Source organism: Nonomuraea sp. MG754425 (assembly GCF_021699195.1).
Classification (GTDB): domain Bacteria; phylum Actinomycetota; class Actinomycetes; order Streptosporangiales; family Streptosporangiaceae; genus Nonomuraea.
The window spans coordinates 50,897-70,234 of sequence record NZ_SSXE01000017.1; the positions used below are offsets into that span (position 1 = coordinate 50,897).

At 73.0% G+C, this 19,338-nt stretch carries 17 protein-coding genes and 2 pseudogenes; 9 read left to right on the forward strand and 10 right to left on the reverse strand.

The features are described from left to right. Positions 1-26: 26 nt before the first annotated feature. Positions 27-842, forward strand: coding sequence for an NAD(P)-dependent oxidoreductase (locus FAF44_RS08345; RefSeq protein WP_237102457.1), 816 nt, complete (start codon positions 27-29; stop codon positions 840-842). Between the two features lie 11 nt (positions 843-853). Here FAF44_RS08345 and FAF44_RS08350 read toward each other — a convergent pair whose 3' ends face one another. Both FAF44_RS08350 and FAF44_RS08355 read right to left on the reverse strand, forming a co-directional pair. Further along, complete coding sequence (locus FAF44_RS08350) at positions 854-1,510, reverse strand: response regulator transcription factor (RefSeq protein WP_237102458.1); 657 nt, start codon at positions 1,508-1,510, stop codon at positions 854-856. Continuing rightward, a complete protein-coding gene (locus FAF44_RS08355; protein WP_237102459.1) occupies positions 1,507-2,697 on the reverse strand; it encodes a sensor histidine kinase in 1,191 nt (396 codons plus the stop codon). Before FAF44_RS08355 ends, FAF44_RS08350 begins: the two co-directional genes overlap by 4 nt. Before the next feature lie 108 nt (positions 2,698-2,805). On the opposite strand from FAF44_RS08355, the gene FAF44_RS08360 reads away from it, so the two are divergent. Together FAF44_RS08360 and FAF44_RS08365 are read left to right on the forward strand one after the other, a co-directional pair. After that, positions 2,806-3,795: an alpha/beta hydrolase gene (locus FAF44_RS08360; protein ID WP_237102460.1), complete on the forward strand. Its 990-nt coding sequence runs from the start codon at positions 2,806-2,808 to the stop codon at positions 3,793-3,795. Beyond that, a complete protein-coding gene (locus FAF44_RS08365; RefSeq protein ID WP_237102461.1) occupies positions 3,785-4,936 on the forward strand; it encodes an acyltransferase in 1,152 nt (383 codons plus the stop codon). The genes FAF44_RS08360 and FAF44_RS08365 overlap by 11 nt, the downstream gene beginning before the upstream one ends. A gap of 26 nt (positions 4,937-4,962) precedes the next feature. Here FAF44_RS08365 and FAF44_RS08370 read toward each other — a convergent pair. From FAF44_RS08370 to FAF44_RS08380, 3 genes and pseudogenes are all read right to left on the reverse strand, one after another. Then, a pseudogene (locus FAF44_RS08370) lies at positions 4,963-5,148 on the reverse strand (amidohydrolase family protein); the annotation flags it as partial. Between the two features lie 303 nt (positions 5,149-5,451). After that, complete coding sequence (locus FAF44_RS08375; RefSeq protein ID WP_237102462.1) at positions 5,452-6,438, reverse strand: helix-turn-helix transcriptional regulator; 987 nt, start codon at positions 6,436-6,438, stop codon at positions 5,452-5,454. Positions 6,439-6,509: 71 nt separating this feature from the next. Continuing rightward, complete coding sequence (locus FAF44_RS08380; RefSeq protein WP_237102463.1) at positions 6,510-7,106, reverse strand: TetR/AcrR family transcriptional regulator; 597 nt, start codon at positions 7,104-7,106, stop codon at positions 6,510-6,512. 118 nt (positions 7,107-7,224) lie between these two features. Here FAF44_RS08380 and FAF44_RS08385 point away from each other — a divergent pair, with 118 nt between their 5' ends. Together FAF44_RS08385 and FAF44_RS08390 are read left to right on the forward strand one after the other, a co-directional pair. After that, positions 7,225-8,130: an NmrA/HSCARG family protein gene (locus FAF44_RS08385; RefSeq protein WP_237102464.1), complete on the forward strand. Its 906-nt coding sequence runs from the start codon at positions 7,225-7,227 to the stop codon at positions 8,128-8,130. Beyond that, positions 8,127-8,993, forward strand: a complete 867-nt coding sequence (locus tag FAF44_RS08390) for a TIGR03620 family F420-dependent LLM class oxidoreductase (RefSeq protein ID WP_237102465.1) — start codon at positions 8,127-8,129, stop codon at positions 8,991-8,993. The genes FAF44_RS08385 and FAF44_RS08390 overlap by 4 nt, the downstream gene beginning before the upstream one ends. Before the next feature lie 7 nt (positions 8,994-9,000). Here FAF44_RS08390 and FAF44_RS08395 read toward each other — a convergent pair. The 4 genes and pseudogenes from FAF44_RS08395 to FAF44_RS08410 form a co-directional block, all read right to left on the reverse strand. Beyond that, positions 9,001-9,949, reverse strand: a pseudogene (locus FAF44_RS08395) (cytochrome P450). Between the two features lie 42 nt (positions 9,950-9,991). Then, a complete protein-coding gene (locus tag FAF44_RS08400; protein ID WP_237102466.1) occupies positions 9,992-10,753 on the reverse strand; it encodes an ABC transporter permease in 762 nt (253 codons plus the stop codon). Between the two features lie 9 nt (positions 10,754-10,762). Further along, on the reverse strand, positions 10,763-11,554 hold the full coding sequence (locus FAF44_RS08405; protein WP_237102467.1) for an ABC transporter ATP-binding protein: 792 nt from the start codon (positions 11,552-11,554) through the stop codon (positions 10,763-10,765). Next, complete coding sequence (locus FAF44_RS08410; RefSeq protein ID WP_237102468.1) at positions 11,551-11,964, reverse strand: DUF1048 domain-containing protein; 414 nt, start codon at positions 11,962-11,964, stop codon at positions 11,551-11,553. Before FAF44_RS08410 ends, FAF44_RS08405 begins: the two co-directional genes overlap by 4 nt. Before the next feature lie 155 nt (positions 11,965-12,119). On the opposite strand from FAF44_RS08410, the gene FAF44_RS08415 reads away from it, so the two are divergent. The 3 genes from FAF44_RS08415 (at position 12,120) to FAF44_RS08425 (ending at position 17,870) form a co-directional block, all read left to right on the forward strand. Next, positions 12,120-15,191 carry a BTAD domain-containing putative transcriptional regulator gene (locus tag FAF44_RS08415; protein WP_237102469.1) on the forward strand — a complete coding sequence of 1,024 codons (3,072 nt, stop codon included), beginning with the start codon at positions 12,120-12,122 and terminating at the stop codon, positions 15,189-15,191. A gap of 134 nt (positions 15,192-15,325) precedes the next feature. After that, positions 15,326-16,477, forward strand: a complete 1,152-nt coding sequence (locus FAF44_RS08420) for a serine hydrolase (protein WP_237102470.1) — start codon at positions 15,326-15,328, stop codon at positions 16,475-16,477. 13 nt (positions 16,478-16,490) lie between these two features. Beyond that, complete coding sequence (locus FAF44_RS08425; RefSeq protein ID WP_237102471.1) at positions 16,491-17,870, forward strand: serine hydrolase; 1,380 nt, start codon at positions 16,491-16,493, stop codon at positions 17,868-17,870. Here the strand turns inward: FAF44_RS08425 and FAF44_RS08430 are convergent. Continuing rightward, positions 17,845-18,714 carry an aldo/keto reductase family oxidoreductase gene (locus tag FAF44_RS08430; protein WP_237102472.1) on the reverse strand — a complete coding sequence of 290 codons (870 nt, stop codon included), beginning with the start codon at positions 18,712-18,714 and terminating at the stop codon, positions 17,845-17,847. The two genes, FAF44_RS08425 and FAF44_RS08430, sit on opposite strands and share 26 nt — an antisense overlap. A 129-nt stretch (positions 18,715-18,843) precedes the next feature. On the opposite strand from FAF44_RS08430, the gene FAF44_RS08435 reads away from it, so the two are divergent. Next, positions 18,844-19,287, forward strand: a complete 444-nt coding sequence (locus tag FAF44_RS08435; RefSeq protein ID WP_237102473.1) for a helix-turn-helix domain-containing protein — start codon at positions 18,844-18,846, stop codon at positions 19,285-19,287. The last annotated feature ends 51 nt before the right edge of the window (positions 19,288-19,338 follow it).

Genomic DNA, 19,338 nt, shown 5'->3' on the forward strand with positions numbered 1-19,338 from the left:
GTCGTCACCGCGAAGGGTCCGGGCACGTGAGCGAACTGCCGTCCCGCGTTCTGCTGACCGGAGCCGCGGGCACCATCGGCACGTCGCTGCGCGCGACCGTGCTCCGCCGGATCGCGCACGTCCGCCTCTCGGACATCCGCCCAGTCGGCGCGACGGCGGCCCACGAGGAGTTCCGCCAGGCCGACCTCACCGACCTCGACCAGGTCAGGACGGCTGTGCGCGGCATGGACGCGGTCGTCCACCTCGGCGGCGTCGCCGACGAGACCGGTTTCGCCGCGATCGAGGGGCCGAACCTCGAAGGCGTCCACAACGTGTTCGAGGCGTGCCGGCTGGAGCGGGTGCCACGGGTAATCAACGCCAGTTCCAACCGGATCACCGGCTTCCACCCCGTGGACCGGGTCCTCGACGGGACGGAGGCCGTCCGCCCCGACGGCCTGTACGGCGCGGCCAAGGCGTTCGGGGAAGCGCTGGCGAGCCTGTACGCCGACCGGTTCGGCCTCGACGTCGTCTCGGTCCGCATCGGCTCCTTCGAGGAGCGGCCGTCCGAACCGCGCCACCTGCACACCTGGTTCAGCCCCGCCGACGCGGCCCGGCTCTACCAGGCGTGCCTGGCGGCCGAAGCCGGGTTCGGCCACATCGTGATCTACGGGGTCTCACGCAACACGCGCTCGTGGTGGTCGCAGAACACGGCCGCCAGAGCGCTCGGCTACCAGCCGCAGGACGACGCCGAGCGCTTCGCGCACCTCCTGCAGCCGTACACCGAGCGCCACCAGGGCGGCCGGTACACGCACTACGAGTACGGAGGCTGGGCCGCCAAGCCCGGCGCCGACCCCACCCGCTGATCGACGTTCGCTCACTTCGACGGCGGCACCAGGCCCGCCTCGTAGGCGAGGATGACGAGCTGGACCCGGTCACGCGCATCGAGCTTGCTCAGCAGCCGGCCCACGTACGCCTTCACGGTGGCGACGCTGATGACCAGGTCAGCGGCTATTTCCGGGTTGGTCAGGCCGCGCGCGATCAGGGTGAGGACCTCGCGTTCGCGTTCCGTGAGGCCCGCCAGCTCGCGCGGTGCGGGATCGGGTGCGGGGCGGTCGGCGAACGCCTCGATGAGCCGCCGGGTGACGCCCGGCGCGATCAGGGCGTCGCCGGCGGCCACGACCCGGACGGCGCTGAGGATGTCGTCCAGGGCCATGTCCTTGACGAGGAATCCGGCCGCGCCCGCGCGGAGCGCGCCGTAGACGTGGTCGTCCTCGTCGAACGTGGTCAGGACGATGACGTGGGCCCGGCTGGGGCCCCGGGCGATCAGCCGGGTGGCCTCGATGCCGTCCATGACGGGCATGCGGATGTCCATCACCACGACGTCGGGGTCCAGCTCCTCGGCCAGTTGGACGGCGTGCAGCCCGGTCGCGGCCTCTCCGACGAGTTCGAGGTCGGCGGCGTCGGAGATGACCATCTGCAGGGCGGCGCGGATCAGCGGCTGGTCGTCGGCCAGGACGACGCGGACGGTCATCGCGCTTCGGCCGTCAGGGGCAGGCGGGCCGTGACCCGGAAGCCGCCCTCGGGCCGAGGTCCGGCGGAGAAGCTGCCCCGCAACATGGTGACGCGTTCCCGCATCCCGACCAGGCCGTACCCGCCCTCCGGCACGTGGCGGGGGCCGCGTCCGCCGTCGAGGACCTCGACGGCCAGCTCGTCGTCTCGGTACTCGATCGACACCCGGCACCGGCTGGTGCCGGCGTGACGCACCACGTTGGTGATCGCTTCCTGGATGATGCGGTAGGCCGAGACGTCGATCTCCGGCGGCAGCGGGCGTCGTTCGCCCAGCCGGCGCACCTCGACGTGGACACCGGCGTCCGTCGTCGTCGCCACGAGCGTGTCGAGGTCAGACAGGCCGGGCGCCGAATCGAGCGGCTGACCCTGCTCGCCGTGACGCATGACGCCGAGCATGCGCCGCAATCCGGACAGCGTCTCCCGCCCGACCTCCTCGATGTCCCCGAGCGCCTGGCGCGCCCGGCGTGGCTGGGTGTCGATGACCCGCCGGGCGGCGCCGGCCTGCAGGGCGATGACGCCGATGCTGTGGGCGACCGTGTCGTGCAGTTCCCGCGAGATGCGCAGGCGTTCGTCGGCGACGGCCTGGGCGGTGGCCGTGGCGACCAGCGTGTCGGCGTGCTCGCGAGCCTGGCGTACCGAGTGGCCGACCAGCCAGGCGATGACCGCCGTCATGGCCACGGCCAGCTCGGCAGAGGTGCCGGCGGGCCAGCCGAACAACACGCGGGTGATCAGGTAGCCGGCGAGCAGGGTGAGCGCGCCGAGCAGGGCGATGATCCCGGTCCGGCGCGCGTGTCCGGCCGCGATGAAGTACAGCGCGGCATCGACGGCCAGGAACTGCGCCAAGGGGATCTCGGCCACGGCCAGCGGCACACACGCGAAGACCGTGGCGGCGAGCAGCAAGCCCAGCGCCGGCAGCGGCCGGCGGCGCAGCAGGACACCGGCGACGTGCGCCAGCACGGTGGCCACCACCAGCCAGGCCATTCCATTCCATTGATAGAAGAACGGCCCGGCCGTTTTGGCTGGCTCGTACTCGCCGGGGAGCCGGATGCGGATGAGGAAGGTGAACACCAGGCCCGCCCACCAGGCGAGGACCGTCCATGTGCCAGGTGGAACCCGCTTCAGCGGCGGCAAGGGCGGTGTCACGTGCATGCCCGAATCGTAACGGCACGGTCGAAACCCGGCATCGGACCACGGGTGTACGACCACGGGCTACCGGCACCACCGTGAATGCCGACGGCGGTCCGATGTGGCACCGGCATGGCCTGCGGCACCGTCGATCGGGTGATCCACGTCAACGTGTCCCGTCTGCGCCGCACCCTGCTGGCCGGCTCCCTCGCCGCGGCGGTGGCCGTGCCGGTGACGGGGACGGCACGTCCTGCGGCCGTCCCCGCTCCCGTTCCCAGCACGACCGCCCCGCCGCGGCCGGCGACCCCGGAAACCCTGGCCGCACGCTACGCCGCCGTCCGCCGCGACATCGTGGCCGCCGAGCGGACGGCCGCCGGGCACGGCCACCGATGGCGGGCCGCGATGCTGCACGCCATGGCCGATCCCGCGCGCCGGCTGCTGTCCTTCGACGGCCGGGACGGCGGCCGTGCCGTCGAGGTCTTCGGCGACCTCGCGGCGGCCGACCGCGTCGCCGTGCTGGTTCCCGGCGGCGACACCCACCTGGACAAGTACGGGCTCCTGCGCGGCGGCGCGCTGCGCCTGCACCAGGCGCTCGGCGACCGGTCCGCGGTCATCGCCTGGCTCGGCTACCGGACCCCCAGCACGGTGAGCCTGGCGGCGCTCACCACCGGCCGCGCCGACGAGGCGGCGCCCGCGTTGCGCGCCTTCGTACGGGAGTTGACCGTGCTCAGGCCCGCTGCCCGCGTCACCCTGGTGTGCCACTCCTACGGCAGCGTGGTCTGCGGCCGGGCCGCCTCCGGCCTGGACGTCGAAGGCATCGTGCTGATCGGCAGCCCCGGCGTCACCGCCGCCGACGTCGGCGCGATGCGTACGCCGGCGACCGTCTGGGCCGGCAGGGGACGCGGCGACTGGGTGGCCCATGTGCCGCACGTCCGGTTCCGCCTGCCGTTCGTCACCGTCGGGTTCGGCACCGACCCGGTCGCTCCGGACTTCGGCGCCCGCGTCTTCGCGGCCGGCGACGGCGGGCACAGCGACTACTTCACGGCCGGGTCCCCGTCGCTGGTGAACATCGTCCGCATCGTCTCCGGACAGCTTCCCGCCGAGGCGCGCGGTGGTCGCTGAGCTGCTCCGGCGCGTCGAGGCCGGGACCCCCGCCGGCCGCGATCGTGCCCTCGACGCGCTGCGCGCCCTGGCCATCGGCGGCGTGGTGCTCGGCCACTGGCTGGTGACCGCCCTGGTCGCCGACAGCGGGACCGTACGCGTCGCCAGCCCGCTGCGGCACATGCCCCAGCTCGCCCCCGTCACCTGGATCTTCCAGACCATGGCGCTGTTCTTCCTGGTGGGCGGGCAACTGGCCGCCAGGAGCCACGCCTCCGCCCGGGGCAGGAACGTCACCTACCGGCGCTGGCTGGGCGCGCGGATGGCCCGGCTGTTCCGGCCGGTCGCCGTCGTCCTGGCGGTCTGGACCCTGGTGGCGGTGATGATGCTCGCCCTCGGGGCGGACCTCGCGACCGTGCACGCGCTGGCCAAGCTGGTGTGGTCGCCACTGTGGTTCCTGCTGGTCTTCGCCGCTTTGACGGCGCTCACCCCGCTGGTCGCCCGGCTGCACCCGGGATGGCCGCTGGCCACGGTCGCGCTCGTCGACCTGGTCCGGTTCAGCCTGGACGGGCCCGCCTGGATCGGCTGGGTCAACCTGGCGGCGGGGTGGCTGGTGCCGTACTGCCTGGGCGCCTCCTGGGCCCGCGACCGCCTGCGCACCCGTGCGACCGGGTGGGCGCTGCTGCTCGGCGGCGCCGCCGCCACGGCCGCACTCGTGCTGTGGGCCGGCTACCCGGCCTCCATGGTGGGGGTCCCGGGTGCCCGGATCTCGAACCAGTCCCCGCCCACGATCGCGGCCGCCGCCTTCGGGCTCGCCCAGTGCGGGGCGGCGCTGCTGCTGCTCGGCCCGCTCCGCCGGGTGCTGTCGCGGCCCGCCGTCTGGGCGTTCGTGGCGCTGGCGAACCTCTCCGCGATGACGATCTTCCTGTGGCACCAGACCGCCATGATCGCAGTCACCGCGCTCGGCCTGCTCACCGGCCGGACCCTGCCTGGCCTGCACACCGTCCCGGACGGTCCGGCCTGGGTGGCCGCCCGGCCGGCCTGGCTGCCGGCGTTCGCGCTGGTCCTGCTCATGTGCCGCGCCGCCTTCCACGTCCACGAACATCGACGGCAGGACGGCCCCGGGCACAGCACGACCACGCCCGAGCAGCCCCAGTCGTGCTGACCGGCGGCCTGCGTCCCTCGGTCGTGTCACAGGCCGAACAGCCGGGCGGCGTTGTCGCGGCCGATCTTGACGCGGTCGTTCTCGGCGAGCAGAGCGTCGTCGAACCAGGTGGCGGCCTGCGACATCGTCTCGTAGGGGTAGTCGACGGAGAACAGCACCCGGTCGGAGCCGATCTCGGCGATGGTGTCGTGCAGCGCCTTGGTGTGGAAGTGGCCGCTGGTCGCCCGGGTTTCGCTCCCGCGTGCCGGTCAGCTCCGGGGCCGAAGCGCGCGCAGCCAGTCGCACGAGGCGGCGTCCGTCGCGCCGGGCCGAGACGTCGGGCGGGGTCCGGAGGTGTGCGGAGTGGCCGCGGCGGTCCTGGCGATGCGCATTCGATCTCCTTCGTGCAGGTCATCGACGCGGGACGAGCGAGCCTGAAGGCACTCCCCCGCGTCGAGAGGTGTTCGCCGGCCTCCATTGCATCGTCGTCCGGGGGCGGCGGTCACCGTGTTGTCGGTGTGCGGAAAACACCGTGCTCAGAGGTCGTCCGTCCGGTGGTGCCGCAGCACGGCGGCGCCGAGGGCGGTGAGCTGGTGGATCACCAGGTTGGCCTGCCGCGTGCTGGTGACGAACCCGGACCTGCGCAGCACCTGGGCGTGCTTGCTGGCGCTGGACAGCGAGGTCGGCGTCCGGCGGGCCAGCTCGCTCGTGGTGCACCCCGGGTAGAGGGCGAGGGTGCACAGGACGGCGGCGCGCGTGGCGCCCAGCAGCTCGGCCAGCGGTCCGGAGCCCGGCGCCGGGGGCCTCCTGCGTGAGACGGGGTAGACGAGCACCGGCGGCAGCCCGTCGTCGGCGAGGGCGACGGGCGTGTCCTGGCAGAAGTAGGAGGGGATGAGGGTCAGGCCCCGGCCCTTCAGCTCGATCTCCCGGTCGCCGGCCGGATAGCGGGCGGTCAGGATCGGCGGACGCCAGCACAGGACGGGCGGGAGCTGGGCGAGCATGTCGTCCACCCCGTGCGTGGACAGTTGCCGGACCAGCCCGGCGCGGGCGTGGCCGACAGCGGTCTGGATGTGCGGGTGGTGCGTGGCGAACGTGGTGCGGCAGTAGGCGTCGACCAGTTCGCTCAGCCGCCGGATCGCCCGGCCGTCCCCGCGGGCCAGGTCGTCCAGGCCGGCGGGCAGGGTGGTGTGGGCGCGCAGCACGGCCATCTCCTGGCGTACCCGGATCTTCGGGGTGTCGGCCAGCACGCTCGTCGCGGCGTCCAGACCGTCCTGGGCCTGGAACGGGGTCAGGAAGTCGGGGAAGTACGCGCCGCTGGCGGCCAGGGGCATCAGCTCGGTCCTGACCCGGGTCAGCAGGCCCGCCGCCGCCAGATCGCGACGGGCCCGGCGACGCCAGTCCGCGACGGCGCCGCGGCCGTGCTCGCGCAGCCGGAACAGGCTCATCATCATCTCCCACAGGGGGTCGGGCCCGGCCGCGATCCGGACACGTGCGAGATCGTCACCCGTGAATCTGATCCTCAACGTGCCTGTCATCATGATGGACAGCCTGGCCTGTGCCCCTTACGGCGCGGTTGACAGCAGATTGTCGCCGCTCACCCGAGCGCGGGCCGCACGCCGGTCAGCGCGAGGCTGAGCAGCCGGTCGGCCTGGGCCGCGCCGTCGGGTTCCCGCTCGACGGCCAGGCAGATGGCGTTGACGAGGGTGAGCAGGTCCGTGATGGAGACCTCGGGCCGGGCGGCGTTCGCCGCGCGGGCGCGGGCCAGCAGGGCCGATCCCGCATCGATGATCATCGTATGGCAGGTGGCGCCCAGGGCGGGATCGCCGTCGTGGGCGCCGCGCATCAGGGCGGTGGCCAGGCCCCGGTTGGACACGGCGTGCCTGGCGACGGCGCCGAGCCAGGTCGCCAGCGCGGCCCCGGTGTCGGGGGCGGCGGCCAGGTCGGCGGCGGTGGCGCAGAGGGCCTCGACCTTGTCGCGGAAGACCGCCTCCAGCAGTCGTTGCCGGGAGGGGAAGTGCCGGTGCAGTGTGGCCGAGCCCACGTCGGCGCGCCGGGCGATCTCCTCCAGGGACGCCTCGGCCCCCTCCTCGGCGATGGCCTCGCCCGCCGCGGCCAGGATGCGGTCGTAGTTGCGGCGCGCGTCCGCGCGCATCGGTCGCGCGGACGGGGTCGTACGGCTGTCTGGTGGCATGCGTTCTCCGGCGGGCTTGCGAAAGCGGGGTGGCCCTCCATATCGTACTCACCCAGAACCGGAGGGCCACCCCACTTATTCGGATGGCCCCCGCCTGCCTACCGTCGGGAGACACATCGTGAAGACCATCGTGGTCGTGGGAGCCACCGGCACGCAGGGCCGTGCCGTGACCGCGCACCTGCTCGCCGCCGGCCGGCACGTACGGGCGGTGACCCGCGATCCGGACACCGCGCCGGCCCGGACACTGGCGCGGGCGGGCGCCGAACTCGTCCGCGCCGAGATGGACGACGTCGCCTCGCTCGTCGCCGCCGCCGAGGGCGCCCACGGCCTGTTCAGCGTGCAGCCCACCGTCGGCTCCCCCGGCACCCCGGCGGGCTTCTCGGCCGAGGACGAGGTCCGCTGGGGACGCAACGTCGCCGACGCGGCCCACGCCGCCGGGGTGCGGCACCTGGTCTACGCCTCGCTCGCCGGCGCGGGCCGGCACGACACCGAGAAGCTGCCGCTTAACACCGTCAGCAAGTGGCGGGTCGAACAGCACATCACCCGGCTGGGCCTGCCCGCGACCTTCCTGCGCCCGGTCTCCTTCATGGAGAACTACACCGGCGCCTACCACCTGCACGACGGCGCCGTGGCCACCGCGTTCGCCGCCGACGTGCCCCAGCAGATCATGGCCGTGGACGACGTCGGCGCGTTCGCCGCGCTGGCCTTCGCCCGTCCGGACGAGTGGATCGGCCGCGCGGTCGACCTGGCCGGGGACGAGCTGACCCCACGTCAGATCGCCGCGGCCATCTCCGAGGCGATCGGCCGGCCGCTGCCCTACGTCCGGATCCCGATCGAGGTGATCGCCAGGGCCGGCGAGGAGTTCGCGTTCGCCTACGGCTGGCTCAACGAGCGCGGCTACCGCGCCGACGTCGCCTTCACCCGCGCCCTGCACCCGGGCCTGATGGACCTGCGCACCTGGCTGCGCCGGACCGGAGCGGCCCGGATCGCCGGCTTCCTGGCCGCCGCCGAGGGGGACCGATGAACACACTCGACCTCGGACGGGTCGGTATCTGGGCGGGCGAGCTGGATCGCTGCCCCGCGCCGGTCCTGCGCGAGGCGGCCGCCGCCGTCGAGGACCTCGGCTTCCCGGCCCTGTGGTTCCCCGAGACGACCGGCCGGGAGGCGATGGCCCAGGCCGCCCTGCTGCTGGCGAGCACCCGGCGGACGGTCGTCGCCACCGGCGCCGCCGGCATCTACGCCCGTGACGCGATCACCACCGTGGCCGCGCAGCGCACCCTCGCCGAAGCCTTCCCCGGACGGTTCCTGCTCGGCCTCGGCGTCGGCCATCCCACCCTCGTCACCGACGTGCGCGGGCATCGCTTCGGCCCGCCGGTGGCGACCATGCGCGCCTACCTGGACGCCATGGACGCCGCCCCGTTCGGCCCGCCGGTCCCCGCGCCGCCCAGGGTGCTCGCCGCGCTCGGCCCGAAGATGCTCCAGCTCGCCGCCGGACGCGCGCAGGGCGCCCACCCGCTCGGCATGCCGGTCGAGCACACCCGCCGGGCCAGAAGCCTGCTGGGGCCGCGGGCGCTGCTGGCGGTCACCCAGCTCGTCGTCCTGGACGCGTCCCGCGCCCGCGCGGCCGACCTGGCCCGCGCCCCCGCCGCCGCCGCCCTGCCCAACCGGCTCGCGCTCCTCCGCGACCTGGGCTTCCACGACGCCGAATCCCTCGACGGACGGCTGGTCGACGCCCTCGTCGCCACCGGCGGGCCCGAGGACGTCGCCCGGCGGGTCGAGGAGCATCTCGACGCCGGTGCGGATCACGTCAGCCTGCACGTGCTGACGACCACCCCGGACGAGCCGCCCTCGCGTCAGTGGCGGGAGCTCGCCGCGCGGTTGTTGTGAGCGGTTCCTACGCGAGTGCGTCCCAGGTGACCGGCAGGCTCTTGACGCCGTAGATGTCGGCGGTCTCGGGCCGCAGGGCGACCTCGTCGGCCGGTACGGCCAGGCGCAGCGTCGGGAACCGGTTGACCAGCGCGGGGAGGGCGACGCGCAGCTCGACGCGGGCGAGTTGCTGGCCCAGGCACTGGTGGACGCCGTGGCTGAAGGCCAGGTGCCCGCCGTCCTTGCGGCCGAGGTCGAGGGTGTGGGGGTCGGGAAAGCGGTCCGGGTCGCGGTTGGCGGTGTTGAGGGAGAGGACGAGCGTCGTGCCGGCCGTGATGGTGTGGCCGCCGAGTTCGACGTCCTCCAGCGCGACCCGGTGGAACTGCTTGGCGACGCTCAGGTAACGCAGCAACTCCTCGACGGCCTGGTCGGCGAGTGCGGGGTCGGCGCGCAGCGCGGCCAGTTGCGCCGGGTTGCGCAGCAGCGCGAAGGTGCCGAGGGCGAGCATGTTGGCGGTGGTGTCGAACCCGGCCGACAGCAGGATCAGGGCCATCCCCTTCAGCTCCTCGTCGGTCAGGTCGCCGTCGGTGAGGTCGCTGAGCACGTCGTCGGTGGGGTGGGCGCGCTTGGCGGCGACCAGCTCCGCCAGGTACTGCTGGACCGCGGTGTAGGACGCGATCAGCTCCTCGTCGCCGACCTCACCCCCGAGGAACTTGTCGATGTGCTCCTGGAAACGTCCGCGGTCCGCGTACGGGACGCCGAGCAGTTCGCAGATCACGATGGCGGGGATGGGCTTGGCGAACTCGGTCACCAGGTCGGCGGCCGGGCCGGCGGCCTCCATGGCGTCCAGGTGTTCGGCGGTGATCTGCTCGACGCGTTCGGTCAGCAGCCGCATCCGGCGCAGCGGGCGGATCGAAGGGACAGCCGGGCCGGCGCGACGCCGGCATCGTCGCGAGGGTGTGGGGGGAATCAGTCATGGTCATTCCTTGCGGGTCGTCGGGCGGCCTCAGCGTTGCGGGCTAGGAGATCTTGCGGCGGTAGGTGTTCATGGCGAAGAAGTAGGCGACGACGAGGATGCCGGCGCACCAGGCGAGGGCGGCCCAGATGTCGGCGCCGACCGGCTGCCCGGTGAACAGGGCACGGATGGCGTTGACGATGGAGGTCACCGGCTGGTGCTCGGCGAACAGGCGCAGCGGGCCGGGCATGGTGTCGGTGGGGACGAAGGCCGAGCTGAGGAAGGGCAGGAAGATGAGCGGGTAGGAGAAGGCGCTCGCGCCGTCCACGCTCTTCGCGGTGAGGCCGGGGATGACGGCGATCCACGTCAGCGCCAGGGTGAACAGGATGAGGATGCCGGCGACCGCCAGCCACGCCGGCACCCCCGCCGACGAGCGGAAGCCCATGAGGAGGGCGACGAGCACGACGACCACGAGCGAGATCACGTTGGCGACCAGCGAGGTGAGCACGTGTGCCCACAACACGGACGAGCGCGCGGTCGGCATCGACTGGAACCGTTCGAAGATGCCGCTCTGCATGTCCGTGAACAGCCGGAACGCGGTGTAGGCGATGCCCGAGGCGACGGTGATGAGCAGGATGCCGGGCAGCAGGTAGTTCACGTACGGCACCGAGCCGGTGTCGATCGCGCCGCCGAACACGTACACGAACAGCAGCAGCATGGCGATCGGCATGACCGCGGTCGTGATGATGGTGTCCGCGCTGCGGGTGATGTGGCGCAGGGACCGTCCGAGCAGGACGGCGGTGTCGCCGAAGAAGTGTCTGTTCAACGTGGTTCCTTAGGTGGATGCCGGGACGCGGGGTTCGCCGGCGTCGCCGCCCTTGCCGCCGACGAGGGTGAGGAAGACGTCCTCCAGGGTCGGCTGCTTCTCGACGTACTCGACCTTGGCGGGCGGGAGCAGTTTCCTGAGCTCGGCGAGGGTGCCGTTGACGATGATCCGGCCCTCGTGGAGGATCGCGATGCGGTCGGCGAGCTGTTCGGCCTCGTCCAGGTACTGCGTGGTGAGCAGCACCGTCGTGCCGTTGTCGGCGAGTTCCCTGACGGCCTGCCACACCTCGATGCGCGCCTGGGGGTCGAGGCCGGTGGTCGGCTCGTCCAGGAAGACGACCGGCGGATCGCCGATGAGGCTCATCGCGATGTCGAGGCGGCGGCGCATGCCGCCCGAGTACGTCGAGACCTTCCGCGCGCCCGCGTCGGTCAGGGAGAAGCGCCTCAGCAGGTCGTCGGCGATCCCGCCCGGCTCCTTGAGATGCCGCAGACGGGCGACCAGGACGAGGTTCTCCCGCCCGGTGAGGATCTCGTCCACGGCCGCGAACTGCCCGGTGAGGCTGATGGACTCCCGCACCTTCGCGGCCTGGGTGGCCACGTCGAAGCCGTTCACGCGGGCGGTGCCCGCATCGGCCCTGAGCAGCGTGGACAGGATCTTCACCGCCGTGGTCTTGCCCGCGCCGTTCGAGCCGAGCAGGGCGAAGATGCTGCCCCGCGCCACCTCGAAGTCCACGCCGCGCAGCACCCGCAGTTCCTTGTACGACTTCTCCAGCCCGCGCACCTGGATGGCCTGGGTCGTCATCGGAGCGTCCCGTCCTTTCCGGTGTCCTCGCCGGCGGCGCGCGCGATGGCGGTGGTGAAGCGGTTGCGCTCCCGGGCGCGGTACTGCCCGGCGGGGTAGTTGGCCATGAACGCCTCGACGAACTCCACGGGGTCCTGCCCGAAGATGTCGCGGATCGGGGTGCCGTCCGCCACGGCCTGCTCGAACAGGTCGGCGAGGTCCTCGAACATCGACATCGCGCCGGCGCCGTCCGCCGGCCCGAAGTGCATCAGGTACCGCTCCAGCGCCTCGACCGCCGTGCGGTAGTTCTCGGGGAGCCGCTTGACGCGTGCCTTGTACTGCCGGTAGCGCCGCTTGTCGTCGAGCGATCCCGTGATCACCTCCAGGTACTGCAGGGCGCGGCCCTTCGGCTCGTTCGTTCCGGTGGTCATGTCGGCATTTCTCCTTCAGGGACGTAGCTAGTCGGTGTCGCTGACTACCGGTATAAAGTAACACCGACTACTGGTATCTAGCAATACGGAGTAGCTGCGACCTGCCGACCCCCAGAACCTCTTAGGCTGTTACGGACTTCGGGAAGGGGGCGGCCGTGCGGGTGTCGGTGCTCGGGCCGATCCGGGTGCACGCCGACGACGGCACCCCGATCGACGTCGGCGGCGCCCGGCTCCGGGGGCTGCTCGCCCGGCTGGCCCTCTCGGCGGGCCAGGTCGTCCAGGCGGAGTCGCTGATCGACGCTCTGTGGGGGGAACACCCGCCGTCGGAGGCCGGCAAGGCGCTGCACGCCCTGGTGTACCGGCTGCGCAAGGTCCTGGGCAGCGCGGCGGTCGAGTCCGTGGCCACCGGCTACCGGCTGCCGGCCCAGGACGTGGACGTGGACGCCGCCCGGTTCGAGGCCCTCGCCGCCCGTGGCCGACGGGAACTGGCCGCCGGACGTCCCGGCCCGGCCGCCGAGTGTCTCGGCGAGGCGCTCGGCCTGTGGCGAGGACCGGCGCTGGCGGACGTGCCCAAGGCCCCCTTCGCCGCTCCCGCCGCCGCCCGGCTGGCGGAACTGCGCCTCACGGCGGCGGAGGACCGGTTCGAGGCCGGCCTGCGGCTGGGCCGGCAGGACGCCATGCTCGCCGACCTGGAGGCGGCGTCCGCCGAGCACCCGCTGCGCGAACGGCTGGCCGCCCTGCGCATGCGGGCCCTGCACGCCGCCGGCCGCCAGTCCGACGCGCTGAAGGTGTTCGACGAGGTCCGCGACACCCTCGCCGACCAGCTCGGCATCGACCCCTCGCCGGAGTTGCGGGCCGCCCGGCTGGCCGTCCTGCGCGGTGAGCGGACGGTGCCACCCGTACGCGCGGAGCCGCCACCCGGCCGGCTACCCGCCCCGCTCACCGGCTTCGTCGGCCGCGACGACGAACTCGCGCTGCTCGGCGCACTGCTGGACACCTCCCGCCTGGTCACCGTCGTCGGCCCCGGCGGCGCCGGTAAGACCAGGCTCGCGCTGGAAGCCGCGTCCCGTCACCGCGCCCATGGCCGGGGCCGCGTCTGGCTCGTCTCCCTGGCGGGGGCCGACGCCGTGGCCGAGACCGTGCTCGGCGTGCTGAGCGCTCCGGGCGTGCGGCCGGTCGGCGGCGGGCCGGCGGAGCCGGTGGACCGGGTGGCCGACCTGCTCGGCGGCGGCGAGGCGCTCCTCGTGCTGGACAACTGCGAGCACCTCGTGGCGGCGGCGGCCGAGTTCACCGGCCGGTTGCTGGAACGGCAGCCGTCCCTGACGATCCTGGCCACCAGCAGGGAACCGCTCGACATCATCGGCGAGGCGATCTGCCGGCTCGGCCCCCTCCCCCAGCCGGCCGCCGTGCGGCTCTTCACCGACCGGGCGACCGCCGTACGACCGGGCATCACGCTCGACGACGGGCCCGTCACCGACATCGTGCGCCGCCTCGACGGGCTCCCCCTCGCCCTGGAGCTGGCCGCCGCCCGGCTCCGCACCATGGACGCCGACCGGCTCGCCCGGCGGCTGGACGACCGATTCCGCCTGCTGACCTCGGGCAACCGGACCGCCCAGCCCCGCCAGCAAACCCTGCACGCCGTCATCGACTGGAGCTGGGAGCTGCTCGACGAGCAGGAGAAGACCCTCGCCCGCCGCATCTCGGCCTTCCCCGCCACCACGGGGGCCGACGCCGTCGAGGCGGTCTGCTCCGGCCGGACGCTCCCGCCCGGAGACGTCGGCCACGTGCTCGACTCCCTGGTCGACAAGTCCATCGTCGAGCGGGCCGCGGGCGGCTACCGCATGCTGGAGACCATCCGGGCCTACGCCGCCACGAAGCTCGACCTCGCCGGCGAACGTTCGACGACGCGGGACCGGTTCGCGCGGCACTTCGCCGGCCTGGCCGAGGCACACGAGCGGCTGCTGCGCTCCCACGGGCAGGAGGAGGCGCTGCGGCTGTTCGGCGACGAGTACGACAACCTCGTCCACGCCCTGCGTACCGCCATCGACGACCACGACGCCACGACCGCCGCCCGCATCCTCGCCGCGCTGCACTGGTACTGGACGATGGTCCGCTACGAACCCCGGAGCGCGGCGTTCGTGGCCAGGGTGCTGGAACTCGGCGCGGAGCTGGCCCCCGACGCCCGCGCCGCCCTCGGCCTCCTGCACGCGACGGGGGCCGACGCGCCGTCCGTCACGCTCGACCGGGTCAGGGCCCTGATCGAGGAGTGCGCGCGCACCGGCGCACTGGAGCGCCACCCCACGCTGCTGACGGCGACGCTCTTCATGGCGTACGGCACCGGCCTCGACGCCCTGGCCGAACGCGAGACGGAACGGGCCCGCAGCCGCCCCGACCCCTGGGCCGCCGCCTGTACCTTCCTCGTGGAGGCGATCATCGGTCAGCACCGCGGTGAGTGGGCCGCCGCCGCCACGGCGGTGGAGCGGGCGTTGCACCGCTTCGAGGAGACCGGTGACCGGCTGTCCACGGCGCTCGTCCTGACGCTGGTGGCGCGGACGCGCTCGGTTCGCGGCGACCACGACGGAGCGATCGCCGCCTACGAGCGGAGCGTCGCGCTGACCTCCCAGCACGGGATCACCCACCGGCTCGGGCTCGCCGCGGAGCGCATGCGGGCGGGAGACCTGGCCGGCGCCCGGCAGGACATCGAGAGCGCCGAACGGTCGGCCCGCGAGCGGGGCGGGCAGCCGCAGCGGCTGGAGGTCATGGCCGCCCGGATGGAGCTGTACCGCCGCTGCGGCGACGTGGACCGGGCCGGTCAGGAGCTTGAGCGGATGGAGCGGGCCGCCGCCGAGAGCCCCCTTCCGCCCGGCGTCGCGATCCGCGGCTTCGCGGTGGCCGCCCGGCTGGCGAACCTGCTGACGGCCGGAGACGCGAAGCAGGCCCGTGCCCTCCTGCCGGACGTCGTCCGCGTCCCGGCCGCGCTGCGTGACCTGGCCGTCGACGCCCAGCAACTGGCGAGGCTGCTCCACCTCGAAGGCGAGGCGGCACCGGCCGCCACCGCGCTCGGCATGAGCCGGGCGATCCGCGGCGTCTTCGACGACGGCGACCCCGAACTCGGCGAACTCGCCGCGTCCCTGACCGAACGACTCGGCCCCGCCGAATACGACGCGGCCTATCGACGCGGCGCGCGGATGCCCCGGCAGGACGTCATCGACCGGCTGACCCGCTGACGGCAGGCGCGGTCGGTCCATCACCGTGCTGTCACCCGTTTGTCAGCACCGCCTCCCATCGTGGGGAACCGATCCCGGCCCGGGTCGCGGGCGACCGCCGGGTCCGGGCGGTTCTCACATAGCAGGAGTGCATCATGACCATTTCCGCGAGTGCCAGGCGCGAACGGGTGCAGGAGGCGCTGGAGCGGGCGGTGGCCGAACAGAGCGCGCCGGGCGTCGTCGCCGAGATCCAGGACGAGGACGGCGGCTGGTTCGGCTCGGCCGGGGTGGCCGACCGCGGGACCGGCCGCCGCCGCGCGCCCGGGGAGCAGTTCCACGCCGGCAGCAGCGGCAAGGCGTTCACCGCCGCCGTACTGCTGACCCTGGAGGCCGAAGGCAGGCTGAGCCTCGACGACACGGTGGACACCTGGCTGCCCGGCGTGGTCAGCGGCAACGGCAACGACGGCGGCGAGATCACCATCAGGCAGTTGCTCACCCACACCGGCGGCCTGGGCATCACCGGGCTGAGCGCCGAGATCGTCCGCAAGTACCACACCCGGGCGGGCTTCGCCGAGCACCGCTACGACGTCTGGACCGTGGACGAGTTGTTGCGGCTCCAGACGGCCATTCCGCCGGCGTACCGGCCGGGTGCGGGCTTCGCCTACTCCAACGGCGGCTACCACATCGCCGGAGCGATCATCGAGAAGACGACCGGCCGCGGCTACGAGGACGAGGTCGAGCGGACGGTCATCCGGCCGCTCGGGCTGCGCGGCACCTACGCCCGGACCTTCGCCGAACGGCACTTCCGGGGGCCGCACACCAGGGCGTATTCGAGGATGGTCCTCAGGGACGGCGTCGACCCGGACGACCTCACGCCCGACAACTACGCGTCACTGCTGCTGGGCCCCGACTCCGACCCGATCGACGTCACGGACCGGACCTTCTTCATGTGGGCCGCCGGCGGCGTCGTCTCGACGACCGCCGACCTGCTCCGGTTCACGCACGCGCTGATCACCGGCTCCCTCCTGCCGCCCGCGCAACATCGCGCGATGTGGGACACCGTCCCCACCACGGACTGGCTCCCCCACACCCGGTACGGCACCGGGGTGTCCCAGTGGACGCTGGCCGACGGCCGCCTGCTCCACGTCGTGGCCGGGGTGGAGGGCGGCACCGTCAGCGTGACGCTGGGCACGCCGGACGGCGGGCTGACCGTCTCCGTGCAGCTCAACGGCGACTGGAACTGGTACCTGACCTGCGCCCAGATCGTCGAGGCGGCGTTCGGCTCCGCCCCCCTCATGACTCCGTAGAAAAAGGACGACAATGACGAAACTCGCCACCGTGGCGAACTGGCTCGACGAACGCCTCCCCGGGCTGATCGCCGAGCACCACGTACCCGGGGCGGTCATCGGGGTCCACGCGGACGGGGAACACCTGGAACGCGCCGCCGGCGTGCTCAACACCCGTACCGGCGTCCCGGTCACCACCGATTCGCTCTTCCAGATCGGCTCCATCTCCAAGGTCTGGACGGCCACCCTGGCCCTGCAACTGGTCGAGGACGGCCGCCTCGACCTCGACCGGCCCGTCCGCGCCTACCTGCCGGACTTCCGGCCGGCCGACGAGTCCGCCGCGCTGATCACCACCCGCCACCTGCTCTGCCACACCGCCGGGTTCGAGGGCGACCGGTTCACCGACACCGGCCGCGGCGACGACGCCATCGCCAGGTACGTGGACCTGCTCGGCGACGCCCCCCAGCTCTTCGAACCGGGCGAACTGCTCTCCTACAACAACGCCGGATACTGCGTGATCGGCCGGATCGTCGAAACCCTCCGTGGCCGGCCGTACATCGAGTGCCTGCGCGAACACCTCATCCGGCCACTGGGACTCACGCACACCGCCACCGACGCGGAGGAGGCCATCCTGCACCGGGCCGCGGTCGGCCACTTCCTGTCAGGGCCTGGCGGCTCCCCCTGGCCGGCCGGGGTCTGGGCGCTGCCCCGCTCCCTCGCGCCCGCGGGCTCCGCGCTGGCGATGAGCGTCGGCGACCTGCTCGCCTTCGCCCGCGGCCGGCTCCCCGACGGCGGCGGCGTGCTCGACGCCGAGACCGTCCGCGCGATGCGGACCGAGCAGGTGCGCGGACCCCTGGTCACCGGGCACGGCGACGCGTGGGGACTCGGCTGGGAGATCTTCCACTTCGGCGGGCACACCGTCTACGGCCACAACGGCGACACCATCGGCCAGTCGGCGTTCCTGCGGCTCCTCCCTGAACGGGACCTCGCGGTCGCGCTGCTCACCAACGGCGGCCACGGCGTCGCCCTGCACCACGAACTCCTCGGCCACGTGCTGGACGAACTCGCCGGCATCGAGTTGCCCGCGCTGCCCGTCCCGCGCCCCGGCGTCATCGACGCGACCCGCTACCTGGGCAGTTACGGCAACTCCAGCACGAACGTCACGATCAGCCAGGACGACGACGGCGCGATCTGGGCCGAGCAGGCGTCCACCGGTTCCGCCCCGCCGCAGCGCTTCCAGCTCCTGCCGCACCACGGCGACACCCTGATCACCGCGCAGCCGCACCAGGGCATCCACCGCACGCGGAGTTTCGTCGGCGACGACGGCCACGGCAGGGCCCGTTTCCTGCACGACGGCCGCGCCCTGCCCCGGAACCCCGTTCCCCCTCTCAGCCGATCTTGTCCAGCTCGGTGAGATCCTCGCCGGAGAGCGGGAGTGCCGCGCCGGCGACGTTCTCGCGCAGATGCGCCACCGACGAGGTGCCCGGAATCAGCAGGATGTTCGGCGACCGGCGCAGCAACCAGGCCAGGGCGACCGACATCGGCGTCGTGTCCAGCCGGGCGGCCACCGCCGAGAGCGCCGAGGACTGGAGCGGGCTGAAGCCGCCGAGCGGGAAGAAGGGCACGTAGGCGATGCCCTGGTCGGCGAGTTCGTCGATCAGGGCATCGTCCTGCCGGTGGGCGAGGTTGTACCTGTTCTGCACGCACACGATCGGCGCGATCGCGCGGGCCTCGGCGACCTGTTCCGCCGTCGCGTTGCTCACCCCGAGGTGCCGGATCAGCCCCTGCCGCTGGAGTCCGACGAGGGTCTCGAACGGTTCGGCGAGCGAGCCGGGCCGGGGCCCCAGGGCGTCGCCGAGCCGGAGGTTGACCAGGTCGAGCACGTCGAGGCCGAGGGCTTCGAGGTTCTCGTGAACGGCGCGGCGCACGTCTTCCGGCCGCCGGGCCGGGGGCCAGCCGCCCTGCCGGTCACGGGTCGCGCCGACCTTGGTCACGATGCGCAGCGACCCCGGGTACGGGTGCAGCGCCGCACGGATCAGCTCGTTCGTCACGCGCGGTCCGTAGGCGTCGCTGGTGTCGACATGGGTGATGCCGAGGCTGACGACCTCGCGCAGGACGGCGAGCGCGCCGTCGCGGTCGGCCGGCGGACCCAGTACCCCGGGGCCGGCGAGCTGCATGGCGCCGTAGCCGAACCGGGTGACGGTCAGGTCGCCCAGGGTCCAGGAGCCGCCGGGAAGCGAAGTGGGGAACGTGCTCATACCTCTGCCTTTACGTGTTGAGCTGGTTGGTGTTCAACGGTGACTTGCTTCAGTATGGGCAGGTAACTTCCTGACAGGAAGCGGGCACTTCGAAGTGCGTAGGGCACCCGCGGGTGAGAGGAGCGGTCGATGGCGACGACGACGGCGGCCCAGCAGAGGGCACAGGCCAAGGTGGAGTACGACGCTTTCGTGGCGGCCTGTCCCAGCCGCAAGCTGCTCGACCGCATCTCCAGCAAATGGGTCACGCTGATCCTGGCCGCGCTCGGCAACGGCGGCCCGCCCCAGCTCGACGCGGGCTGCCGGGGCGAACCGCGGGCGATGCGGTACTCGGAGCTGTCCCGCCTGCTGGCCGGCGTCAGCCAGAAGATGCTCACGCAGACGCTGCGCTCCCTGGAACGCGACGGTCTCGTCACGCGCACCGTGACGCCGACCGTGCCCGTCACGGTCTCCTACGAGCTGACCGACCTCGGCCTCTCCCTCCATCACATGATGCGCGGCATCAAGACCTGGGCCGAGACGCACATGGACGACGTGCTCACCAACCGCGAGACGTACGACTCCCGCGCCTCCTGAACCGCCGCCCTCGCCGGTCCGCGGCACCCGGTGCCGATCAGGTCAGGTCAG